The sequence below is a fragment of the Dokdonella immobilis genome, assembly GCF_900115085.1.
GTDB classification, from domain to species: domain Bacteria; phylum Pseudomonadota; class Gammaproteobacteria; order Xanthomonadales; family Rhodanobacteraceae; genus Dokdonella; species Dokdonella immobilis.
This window is the reverse complement of sequence record NZ_FOVF01000040.1, coordinates 24,841-35,769: the sequence shown is the minus strand read 5'-3', so window position 1 is coordinate 35,769 and position 10,929 is coordinate 24,841. Positions and strand designations below refer to the sequence as shown.

Here is a 10,929-nt window from a genome sequence, read left to right as displayed (position 1 = left end):
CATCCCGCATCGCCACCGCCAGAACCCCGCACCCCGCAGGGCCGAGCCCACGACTTCCGGTACACCGGCCTTCGCGGGGCGCGCATCCTAACCGCGACCCGAGGATTGCGATAGGGGTTTTGCTGAAATTTCCGGTCCAGGGACGCTTTGCCGCACCCGTCCGCACTCGGCCGGCAAGACTCTCGATCAGGCGCAGGCAAGCCGCACGCGCGAGAAGTTGCGCTTGCCGACCTGCAGAACGCCCTCGAAGCCGGGATGGAAGATTCGCTGCGCGTCGACGACGACCTCGGCATCGATGCGCACGGCGTTTTCCTTTATCTTGCGGTTCGCCTCGGAATTGCTCGTCACCAGGCCGCAGGCGGTGAGCAGGGCCGGCAGGCGCAGGCCTTCCGCAGGGACGGCAATCTCGGCAAGTGGGAGCTGGCTGGTATCGCCCTGGCCGCGGACGACCGCATTCCAGCCGGCGATGGCCTGTTCGGCCGCTGCGGCGTCGTGGAAGCGGGTGGCCAGTTCGCGCGCCAGGCGCAACTTGAGATCGCGAGGATTGAGCTGCCCGGAGGCAATGTCGCGCTTGAGGACGTCGATCTCGGCCAGCGAGATCTCGAAGCTGAGCAGCTCGATCCAGCGCCACATCAGTTCGTCGCCGATCTTCAGCGTCTTGGTCACGATGTCGATGGCGGGTTCGTTGATGCCGATGTAGTTGCCCAGCGACTTGGACATCTTGGCCACGCCGTCCAGGCCCTCGAGCAGCGGCATGGTCAGCACGATCTGGGCTGGCTGGCCGAAGTGCTCCTGCAGGCCGCGCCCCATCAGCAGATTGAACTTCTGGTCGGTTCCACCGAGTTCGAGGTCCGCTTTCAGCGCGACCGAGTCGTAGCCCTGGACCAACGGATAAAGAAACTCATGGATCGAGATCGATTGCTGGGCCGCGTAGCGTTTGGCGAAATCGTCGCGCTCGAGCATGCGCGCCACGGTGTACTGGCCAGCCAGCTTGACCATGTCGGCAGCACCCATCTTTCCGAACCACTCGGAATTGAAGCGGACCTCGGTGCGCTCGCGGTCGAGCACCTTGAACACCTGATCGGCGTAAGTTGCCGCGTTGGCGGCGATGTCTTCGGGCGTCAGCGGCTTGCGCGTGACGTTCTTGCCGGTCGGATCGCCGATCATTCCCGTGAAATCGCCGATCAGGAAGATCACCTGATGGCCGAGGTCCTGGAACTGCCGCATCTTGTTGAGCAGAACGGTATGGCCGAGGTGCAGGTCGGGCGCGGTCGGATCGAAGCCGGCCTTGATGCGCAGCGGCCTTCCGGTCTTCAGGCGCGCCTCGAGCTCCTCGCCCTTGATGATTTCCTCAGCACCGCGACCGATCAGATCGAGGGCGGATTGAATGTCGGTCATGGATTCCTCGTTCGATAAAACCGGGCTTTGGCGTGCCTGCAAATTGCGTCGATCAGACGCCTGAAAGCGACGCCGAGGTTAATTGTTTGTTAATCGAGAAATGATTGGCAAACCCGCGTCACTATTGAGATTGACGGCGCTCGCGGGGGGCCGCTATGGTACGCGCCAAGTACCCGGAACGCGATTGTGATCGAGCTTAATCCGACGCCGCAAAACGCCCATCAGATTGCTCGACGCCAGGCGGCGCGTCGGCGCGCCCGTCTCAGACTTCTGAAGAACCGTCTACGCAACCCGGCCTGGACCTTCCTTCGCAACGTCGCCGTGGCACCGGCCTCCTGGCGCCGCGAACACTGGATCCTCGGTGGAACCGCCGTGATGCTGACAGTCCTTGTCGGCGTGATCATGCCGACCTTTGCCAGCGCCACGCGCAGCGAGCCGGCCGGGGTCGCCCTGACCACACTCACCCTCGAGCTGCCTCCGCTGCCGGCCGAGGCCGATGCGGCCATCGCCGCGCTCGCGGCCAACGGCCAGAATGAGCCAGACTGGAAAATCTCAAGGGTTAAGCCCGGCCAATCGCTTTCGGACATTTTCCGGGAGCAGGGGCTGAATGCCAGCGACCTGCAACGCGCACTCGATGCGCAGGAAGATGCCTCGGCATTGCGCAGGATCCGGCCGGGCGACGAGTTTGCCTTTGACATTGCGGCAGACGGCTCGCTCACGGCGTTGCGCTTCGATCGCGACGAGAAGACCCGGGTCACGCTCGCGTTTTCAGCGGACAAGGTTGCCGAGTCGATCGAGGACCGCGCCGTCGAGCGGCGCGTGGAAGTCGCCCACGGCGTCATCACGAGTTCCCTGTTCGAGGCCGGCGACCAGGCAGGCATGAGCGACCTGATGACGCTCAGGCTGGCCAATGCGTTCGGCTATGACATCGATTTCGCCCAAGATCTGCGGCAGGGCGACAGCTTCAGCGTGATCTACGATGAGGTCTACCGGGAGGGTGAGCGGCTGCGCGCCGGTGACGTCATCGCCGCGACCTTCATCAACCAGGGAAAGCGATTCACCGCGATCCGCTACACCAATGCCAAGGGCGAGACCCTGTTCTATACCGAAGACGGCCGTCCGCTGCGCAAGGCCTTCCTGCGCACCCCGGTCGAGTTCACCCGGATATCGTCGAAGTTCAGCAGCGGTCGCATGCATCCGATTCTCGGCAAGATGCGCGCCCATCGCGGCGTGGACTATGCCGCACCCAGCGGCACGCCGATCCGGGCCGCCGGTGCCGGCAAGATCGTGTTCCGCGGCCGGAAGGGCGGCTACGGCAATTGCGTCATCCTGCAGCACAACGGCAAGTTCACCACCCTGTACGGGCACATGTCGCGATTTGCCGCCGGCAAGGTCGGCCAGCGCGTCAGCCAGGGCCAGGTCATCGGCTATGTCGGCATGACCGGTCTGGCCAGCGGGCCCCACCTGCACTACGAATTCCGCATCGATGGCAAGCACCGCGATCCACTGACCGTGACCCTGCCCAAGGAAGAGCCGCTGCCGGCGACCGAACTGGCCCGCTTCAGCAAGGGTGCCGCGCCGCTGCTTGCGCAACTCAAGCTCGTCGACTCCGTTCGCCTCGCGCGCAGGAACTGAGCTCTCCCGTGTCGGCGCTCTATCTGGGCCTGATTTCGGGCACGAGTGCCGATGGCATCGACGCAGCCCTGGTTCAATTCGACCCCGAGCTGAAACTGCTGGCCGCAGCGACGCGCAAGTACCCGGCGCAATTGCGCGAACGCCTGCTCGCACTGACTGCAGCGCAGGCTGCGATCAGTCTCGACGAACTCGGCGCCCTCGATGTTGCGGTCGGCGAATGCTTTGCCGAAGCGGCGGTCGAGCTGCTGGCACATGAGGGGATCAAGGCCGGGGCAGTCACCGCGATCGGTTCGCACGGGCAGACCATTCGCCACCGAGCCATGGGCAGGCACCCGTTTTCCCTGCAGATCGGCGACGCCGCTGTCATCGCGGAGACCACCGGCATCTGCACCGTGGCCGACTTCCGACGCGCCGATATCGCCGCTGGTGGCCAGGGAGCGCCCTTGGCACCCGCATTTCACGCGTCGGCATTTGCCTCGCGGGCTCCCTGCGCGGTTCTCAATCTCGGCGGCATTGCCAACGTCAGTCTCATCTCCGGCACGCAGCCCGTGCTCGGGTTCGACACCGGCCCGGCCAGTTGCCTGATGGACGCGTGGATCGGACGCCATCGGGGCCTTGCCTTCGACCTCGATGGCACCTGGGCGCGTTCGGGAACCGTGCATTCGGACCTGCTCAATACGCTGCTCGAAGACCCCTACTTCTCCGCTCCAGCGCCGAAGAGCAGCGGTCGCGAGTATTTCAACCTCGATTGGCTCGACGCACGCCTCGGCAAAAGCCCGATTCTTCCAGCCGACACGCAGGCGACCCTGCTGGCGCTGACTGTCCGCTCGATCGTCGATGCCCTGCAAACATCGGTTGGCGAGATGGGCGAGCTGCTGGTTTGCGGCGGCGGGGTGCACAACCCGGCCTTGATGGCCGACCTTTCAGCCGCCTTGGCTCCTCTCCCCGTGAGGAGCACGTCGACAGCAGGTATCGACCCCGATTTCGTCGAGGCAGCGCTGTTTGCCTGGCTGGCCCGCGAACGCCTCGCCGAACGACCGGGCAACCTTCCCAGCGTCAGTGGCGCACGCGGACCCAGGGTGCTTGGCGCCATCCATTCGGCTCCCCGCTGAGTCTATTTCTCGCGCTTGTCCGCAGATTCGAATGTTGGGCCGGATTCGACCTGCCGGAACGCTTCCATGGCTTCGCGGAAGGCCTGGTTCTCGCTCTGGTTCCAGACGCCACGCATGGTCGCGATATCCTGCCGATCGCTGGCACCCAGGTATTCCGTGCTGAGGCCAAGCGCATAGCGCAACGCGCGCAGCGCGACTTCGTTGGTCGACCAGCCGCGCTCATTGGCCAGTTCGGCCATCCTTGCCAGCGTGGCCTTGTCGATGTTGGAAATCAGGATTTCAGCCATGGCCTAACGCTATCACCCGGATCAATTTCCATTGTCGCAACTTTACGGCCCCATTTCAGTGCGGCCAGACACGCATCCGGGTTCCACGGGCCGCCGACACGGACTACCCGGCAGGCTGCTTTCCGATATCCCGGTAACGCGGCCACAACCACACGAGCAGGATCGTCGCAGGAATGAGGGCGAAAACGGTGATGACGAAGTACGCACCGTAGCCGACCGACATGGCAATGCCTCCGGCAAAAATGCCGAGCAGCTTTCCCGGCAGGTTTACCAGGGAACTCAGGAGGGCGTACTGGGTTGCGGTGTGCTCACGATTGACGAGCGCCGAAAGGAACGCCACGGTCGGAGGCCCCAGCATGCCCAGGGTCAGGTTTTCAGCCGAGATGACCGCCGTCAGTGCCCAGAGATTGCCTGGAAAGGCAATCAGCACGAGGTAGAGCAGATTGCAGCATCCGCACATCAGGATCATCGCGCACAGCGGTCTCCAGGCTCCCCAACGAATCACCATGGCACCGCCGAGAAACGCGCCCGCGATGCCAATCCAGATCCCGTAGATCTTGGTCACCGCTCCGATCTGGGTCTGGCTGAAGCCCATGTCCCGGTAGAACGGCCCCATGATCCCGCCGATCGTCGCCTGCTCGGGAATCTTGAACAGAAGAAGAAAGGCCAGGGTTACCAGGGCCAGCACCTTGCCATAGCGACGAAAGAAGTCCGCGAACGGGTCAACGAACGCGTTGCGCATCGCCTCGCTCCAGGTCGGCGCATTGCGCACCACCACATCGGGCTCGGCGGCACGGAGATTTGCCGCAATCGGCAGCAGCATCGTCGCCGCCATCGCGAAGTAGACGAGCCGCCAGGGCACATGATCGGCGAGTATCAGGGCGAACGCGCCGGCCACCATCAGGGCAATGCGGTAACCCAGGGAATACGTCGCAATGAGAGCGCCCTGCTGCTCGGATGGAGCAATTTCGATGCGCCAGGCGTCCACCGCGATGTCCTGTGTCGCACCGAAGAACGCGACCATCAGTGTCGCCGCAATGAAGGGAGCAAGATGCGCTGGCGTCAACATCGCCATTCCGATCAATCCGATGACGATGCCGGTCTGCGCCAGCAACAGCCAACCGCGGCGCCGCCCGAGCCAGGCAAATCCGGGGGCTCGCCAGTGATCGAGAAACGGGGCCCAAAGCGGCTTGAAGGCATAGAGCAAGCCGGCGCTGGCGATGACGGTTATCTCCTTCAGCACCACCCCATGCTGCTTGAGCCAGTAGGACAAGGTGCCGGCAACAAGCAGAAAGGGCAGTCCCGAAGAGAACCCGAACATGAACATCGTCCGCGCGGAAGGCTGGGCGAATGCCTTCCAGACCGAGGGCTTCCTGGCGGTTGTCTCTGTCACGTTGCGTAGTCGACAAGATAGGGCGCATGGTCGGAGAAACGCGGCGTTGCGGCGATGGCGCAGCGTCCCGGTTGCAGGCCTGGCGTAACGAACTGGTAGTCGATACGCCAGCCGACATCGTTCGCGCGGGCAGCCCCCCGATTGCTCCACCACGTGTAGTCCTGACCCTCCGGATGCAACACGCGATAGGTGTCGACCCAGCCGCGCGCGGCCGAAGGTGTGCCGTCGCCGCCGAGGTCGGGGCCGATCTGCGCGTTGAGCCAGGCGCGTTCGGCTGGCAGACATCCGGAGTTCTTCTGGTTGGATTTCCAGTTCCTGATATCGAGCGCACTGCGCACGATGTTCCAGTCGCCGCACAGCACATAGTCGCGACCACTGGCCAGCCACTCATCGAGAATGGGCCTGAGCCAGTCCATGACCTCGAACTTGAAACCCTGGCGAAGTTCGCCCGAGGAACCGGACGGAATGTAGAACGAGACTACACTGAGATTGCCGAAGCGTGCCTCGATATAACGGCCTTCGTCGTCGAAAGGAGCCCATCCCAGGGCCGTGCGCACCTCGTCCGGCTCGCGGCGCGAATAGATTGCGACGCCGCTGTAGCCCTTCTTCGTCGTCGCATCCTTGTAGAAGCAGTGATGGCGATCCGGCTTGAACATCGGGTCGGTCAATTGATCTTCCTGGGCCTTGGTCTCCTGGATACAGGTGATATCGGCCTTTTGCTGGCGTAGCCAATCGAAAAAGCCCTTGCTGGCCGCGGAACGGATGCCGTTGGCGTTGAAACTGATGATTCTCATGGGAGGGGAGTGGGAATTGGGGAATGGCCGCAAGCCTACCGGAACTGCGGCACGCTGCGCTCGTCATGCCGGACCGCATCCGCGTTCGACTTTCACCGCCGCGCCGAGTCTTGCACAATCCAGCCCCGATCTTCGCTATCGATGCCGCCACCATGCAGGACTACCAACGCGACTTTCTGGCCCTGGCCATCGCCAACAAGGCTCTGCGATTCGGCGAATTCACCCTCAAGTCTGGTCGCAGCAGTCCGTATTTCTTCAATGCAGGCCTGTTCAACACCGGCGCCGCGCTGGCCAGACTGGGGCGCTGCTATGCCGCTGCGGCGGCATCCAGCGGCGTTCCATTCGATCTGGTGTTCGGTCCTGCGTACAAGGGCATTCCATTGGCCGCGTTGACCGTAGCCGCGCTTTCCGAGCATCACGACATGGATCGCGCTTTCGCCTACAACCGCAAGGAAGCAAAGGACCATGGCGAGGGCGGGAGCCTGGTCGGGGCGCCTTTGGCCGGCAAGGTCCTGATTGTCGACGACGTCATTACTGCGGGTACCGCGATTCGCGAGTCGCTGGCGCTTGTCCGCCATGCGGGAGCGGTACCAGCGGGTGTTTTGATCGCGCTCGACCGGCAGGAACGCGGACAGGGCGCGCAATCCGCTGCCCAGGAAATCTCGGCCAAATTCGGTGTTCCGGTAATCGCCATCGCCGGCCTGGGGGACCTGCTTGCCTACGCGGGGGAGAATCCCGCACTGGCCGAACAGCGCGTGCGTCTGATGGCCTACCGGCGCGAATATGGCGTGTGATCCACCGCGCTGCGCAACGGCATGACCTCACCTATACTTGAGACGGAATCGGCACGACGGCTCTTCGCCGCCAGCAGGTTGCCCCGACAGTCGCGATGCTCGCTCGTCTGGCCCCGATCACTGCTTTCCCGGGAGTTTTCACATACATGACCATCTTCCGACTCACGTCCATCCTGCTGCTCTCGGTCGTCGCCGCATCGGCCCTCGCGGCCGGCAGCGTTCGTTACAAGTGGCGCGACGCCGAAGGAAACCTGCACTACACCGACAGCCTGCCCGCAGATGCCGGCGTGCGGGGCTACGAGGTGATCAATGCGCAGGGAATCGTGGTCAAGCGCGTGGAGCCCGCAAAGACGCCGGAGCAGCGGCGGGAAGCAAAAGTCGCGGCAGATGCGGCCCGAGCCGAGAAGGATGCGGCCGAGCGCCAGCAGCGCGCAGATCAACAACTACTGGCCGCCAACCCGACCGAAAAGGACCTGATCGAGACGCATCGGCAGCAACTTGAAATGATCGATCTGCAACTGAGCAGCCAGCACGCCACCCTCGAAAGCCTCGAGCGCAGCCTGACCGACCTGCTCGGCAGGGCGGCCGCCCTGGAGCGCAGCGATCGTCCGGTGCCGGCCAAGCTGGCGGGCCAGATAGGCGACTTGCGCAGGAATATCGAGACCCAGCACGCCCTGATCGAGCGACGCAAGGTCGAACGCGAGTCGACGGTCAAGGATTTCGCCAAGGAGCTCGATCACTATCGGGCCCTTCGCGAAAAATACGGTCAGCACTAGGACGATTCGCCGAGTACCGCAGCTGCGGCGTCCGGCCATTCCAAACCGGGCAGCGGACGCGCAAATCCGAACCTGGCGGCCGACGCGGCAAGTCCCGAGATGCGCACCAAGCCGCCACGACAAGCGGCCTGGGGCAGAGATCCAAGGCCCCTCTGACGGCCTTCGTGGTCGGGCCCGGCAAACTCGCGCGGCTTCCTAGAAAGGCAGGGGCAAGGCGCTGTCAAGCGCCTGCAGTTGCTCGCGGAAGGCCGACTGAATGCGCTTCAGCGCTGCCTCGTTGTCGGCATCGAAGCGCAGCACGAGAACCGGCGTCGTGTTGGATGCACGCACCAGTCCCCAGCCATCCGGCCAATCGGCGCGCAGCCCGTCGATGGTGGTCAGACGCGCACCCTCGAAATTCGCCTTTGCGCGGAACGACTCGATGAAACGATAGTGTTCGCCCTCGCGCATTTCGATCTTGAGTTCGGGCGTCGATACACCCTTCGGCAGTGCAGCGAATACCTCTTCAGCCGACCGCCCCTCGGGATCTCCAGCCAGGATCTCGAGCAGGCGGGCGGCGGCATACACGGCATCGTCGAATCCGTACCAGCGCTCGGCGAAGAAGAAATGCCCGCTCATTTCACCGGCCAGCTGGGCTGACGTCTCGCGCATCTTGCTCTTGATCAGGGAATGACCGGTGCGCCACATGATCGGACTGCCGCCGTGCTGCAGGATCAACGGTTGCAGGTGGCCGGTGCACTTGACGTCATAGATGATGGTCGCGCCCGGATTCCGGCTCAGGACGTCGATCGCGAACAGCATCAACAAGCGGTCCGGATAGATCACCTCGCCGGTCCTGGTCACCACACCGAGACGATCGCCGTCACCATCGAAGGCGAGCCCGATATCGGCGCCGGTCTGTTTCACCGAAAGAATCAGGTCCTGCAGGTTGCGCGGATCGGAAGGGTCCGGATGGTGATTGGGGAACAGGCCGTCGACCTCGCAGTACAGCTCGTGGACCTCGCAGCCAATTCCTTCCAGAACCGCCGGCGCGACGGCACCGGCAACGCCATTGCCGCAATCGACAACGACCTTGAGCCTTTTTTCGACCTGGATGTCATCGCAGATCCGGGCCACGTAGTCGTCCTGCAGATTCATCACCTGCAGGCCGCCCGAGCCGGTGCTGTAGCGCTCTTCCGCGATTCGGCCATACAGGTCCTGGATTGCGCCTTCGGACAGGGTTTCGCCGCCCAGCACGATCTTGAACCCGTTGTAGTCGGGCGGATTGTGGCTGCCGGTGACCGAGACGCAGGAGCCTGTCTGCAGGTGGTAGGCGCCGAAGTAGGTCAGCGGCGTCGGCGCCAGGCCGATATCGATCACATCGCATCCGGCGGCGCGAAGCCCCTCGATCAGCGCCCCGGAAAGATCGGGACCCGAGAGGCGCCCGTCGCGACCGACCACGATTTCGCGCAATCCGCGGTGCTGCGCCTCGCTTCCAATCGCGCGACCAATCTGGCGCGCGATGTCGTTGGTCAGGGTCTGGCCGAGCACGCCGCGAATGTCGTATGCGCGGAAGATGCTCCGATTGACGCCGACCTTCTTTTCGCCAGGCTTCGGCCTGGCCGGCTCGACCCTGGATGGCCCCGTTGCCGGCTCGGCGACAGCGGCGGCCGTGGCTGCCGCTGAATCCGATTCCGCCTGCTTCTTGATGGCCTCGGCCAAGGTGATCTCCTTTGGTTCGTTTCGATTGCGCGGCTTGAACGCGGCGGCAGCCCCTTGCATGCCGACCTGGCGAAGCCACAGGGCGAGGAATCCGCCCAGCAGACAAAACAGGGTCGCCGGAACCAGCACCCACAGATTGCGCGTCACCACGATCTGATTGTCCGGATCGGCGATCGCGAGGCGCAGTTGCGATCCTTCGATGGGCACTCCAAGGTCACCGAGTGAGTTGCCCCCGGAAGTCCCCGAGCTTGCGATCAGCAGGTCGCCACGACCGTCGCCCTGGCGCAAATCGATGCGGGTGGAGGCACGCCCAGGCTCCTTGAGTACGTCGACGATGACCGATGCGGGTAATGCGAGATAGGCATAGGCGACCGTGGCCTGCGCCGACTCGACCGGCAGCACGAGGACGAGTTGCTGGCCTTCGCTGTTGCTCTTGTGGATCTGTACGGGTGCTGGCGACCCGCTCAACTGGGCCTGCATGAGCATCTGGGCCCGCCAGTAACCGAAGCGACGCAAGTCGCGTTCGCGGATATCCGGCAGGTCCGGGCTGTAGAAGACAGCATCCACCAGTTCCGGCCAGGCGCGCCTGACTTCTTCGGCTGCCGCCGTCAGCCCGGCCTGATCGACCGTGCCGAGCGCCGCCAGGACCGCATCGGATCCCACCACCTCCTGCGCCCGGCGAACCACTTCCCCGATGCGCTCGCCGATGGCCGCCACGGCTCGTTCACGCGAGCTCTGGGCGGCTGCCACGCTTCCGCTCTCGCTGTAGACGAGGGAACATTGCCAGAGCAGGAAGAAGCCGACCAGCATGAGAATCGTCGCGATGACCAGCGGCAGCAACACCTTCAGGCGCGGAAGCAGCACGGCGCCGATGGTGGCGAGCGGGGATTTCTTTCCCGCCCGGGGTTTCGCTGGCAGTTCTGCTTCGGCCATTGTTCCTACCCTTGCCCCGCCAACGCTATTGGAGTGGTCTTATAGCCTAACAAGGCAACTGAAGGCACGCAGCATGCCATTTCGCGGTCCGCCGTAGGCGTTCGAA

Annotated in this window: 9 protein-coding genes; 4 read left to right on the top strand and 5 right to left on the bottom strand. The window is 63.9% G+C overall.

Translation table 11 applies throughout. From position 1 onward, the window contains the following. Positions 1 to 186 precede the first annotated feature (186 nt). A complete protein-coding gene (gene tyrS / locus BM125_RS18095; RefSeq protein ID WP_092410613.1) occupies positions 187 to 1,398 on the bottom strand; it encodes a tyrosine--tRNA ligase in 1,212 nt (403 codons plus the stop codon). 375 nt (positions 1,399 to 1,773) lie between these two features. Here tyrS and BM125_RS18090 point away from each other — a divergent pair, with 375 nt between their 5' ends. Both BM125_RS18090 and BM125_RS18085 read left to right on the top strand, forming a co-directional pair. Further along, the gene (locus BM125_RS18090; protein ID WP_245778982.1) at positions 1,774 to 3,033 is read left to right on the top strand and encodes an OapA family protein; all 1,260 of its coding nucleotides are present in this window, start codon (positions 1,774 to 1,776) and stop codon (positions 3,031 to 3,033) included. A gap of 8 nt (positions 3,034 to 3,041) precedes the next feature. Continuing rightward, complete coding sequence (locus tag BM125_RS18085) at positions 3,042 to 4,145, top strand: anhydro-N-acetylmuramic acid kinase (protein WP_092410611.1); 1,104 nt, start codon at positions 3,042 to 3,044, stop codon at positions 4,143 to 4,145. 2 nt (positions 4,146 to 4,147) lie between these two features. Here the strand turns inward: BM125_RS18085 and BM125_RS18080 are convergent, their stop codons facing one another. The 3 genes from BM125_RS18080 to BM125_RS18070 form a co-directional block, all read right to left on the bottom strand. After that, positions 4,148 to 4,432 (bottom strand): hypothetical protein, encoded by a 285-nt coding sequence (locus BM125_RS18080; protein WP_092410609.1) that lies wholly within the window; start codon positions 4,430 to 4,432, stop codon positions 4,148 to 4,150. Positions 4,433 to 4,535: 103 nt separating this feature from the next. Further along, a complete protein-coding gene (locus BM125_RS18075; protein ID WP_425429641.1) occupies positions 4,536 to 5,825 on the bottom strand; it encodes an AmpG family muropeptide MFS transporter in 1,290 nt (429 codons plus the stop codon). Then, positions 5,822 to 6,619, bottom strand: coding sequence for an exodeoxyribonuclease III (locus tag BM125_RS18070; RefSeq protein WP_092410605.1), 798 nt, complete (start codon positions 6,617 to 6,619; stop codon positions 5,822 to 5,824). Before BM125_RS18070 ends, BM125_RS18075 begins: the two co-directional genes overlap by 4 nt. Before the next feature lie 152 nt (positions 6,620 to 6,771). Here BM125_RS18070 and pyrE point away from each other — a divergent pair, with 152 nt between their 5' ends. Next, a complete protein-coding gene (gene pyrE, locus BM125_RS18065; protein ID WP_092410617.1) occupies positions 6,772 to 7,413 on the top strand; it encodes an orotate phosphoribosyltransferase in 642 nt (213 codons plus the stop codon). Positions 7,414 to 7,559: 146 nt separating this feature from the next. Further along, positions 7,560 to 8,189, top strand: coding sequence for a DUF4124 domain-containing protein (locus BM125_RS18060; protein WP_175498187.1), 630 nt, complete (start codon positions 7,560 to 7,562; stop codon positions 8,187 to 8,189). 195 nt (positions 8,190 to 8,384) lie between these two features. Here the strand turns inward: BM125_RS18060 and BM125_RS20865 are convergent, their stop codons facing one another. Then, positions 8,385 to 10,823, bottom strand: coding sequence for a phosphomannomutase/phosphoglucomutase (locus BM125_RS20865; RefSeq protein WP_092410601.1), 2,439 nt, complete (start codon positions 10,821 to 10,823; stop codon positions 8,385 to 8,387). Between the last annotated feature and the right edge of the window lie 106 nt (positions 10,824 to 10,929).

Bases quoted from the DNA above. Each gene is read 5' to 3' on its own strand.
- BM125_RS18070 (WP_092410605.1), bottom strand. From the start codon at position 6,619: ATGAGAATCATCAGTTTCAACGCCAACGGCATCCGTTCCGCGGCCAGC.
- BM125_RS18080 (WP_092410609.1), bottom strand. From the start codon at position 4,432: ATGGCTGAAATCCTGATTTCCAACATCGACAAGGCCACGCTGGCAAGG.
- pyrE (WP_092410617.1), top strand. From the start codon at position 6,772: ATGCAGGACTACCAACGCGACTTTCTGGCCCTGGCCATCGCCAACAAG.
- BM125_RS18060 (WP_175498187.1), top strand. From the start codon at position 7,560: ATGACCATCTTCCGACTCACGTCCATCCTGCTGCTCTCGGTCGTCGCC.
- tyrS (WP_092410613.1), bottom strand. From the start codon at position 1,398: ATGACCGACATTCAATCCGCCCTCGATCTGATCGGTCGCGGTGCTGAG.
- BM125_RS18090 (WP_245778982.1), top strand. From the start codon at position 1,774: ATGCTGACAGTCCTTGTCGGCGTGATCATGCCGACCTTTGCCAGCGCC.
- BM125_RS20865 (WP_092410601.1), bottom strand. From the start codon at position 10,823: ATGGCCGAAGCAGAACTGCCAGCGAAACCCCGGGCGGGAAAGAAATCC.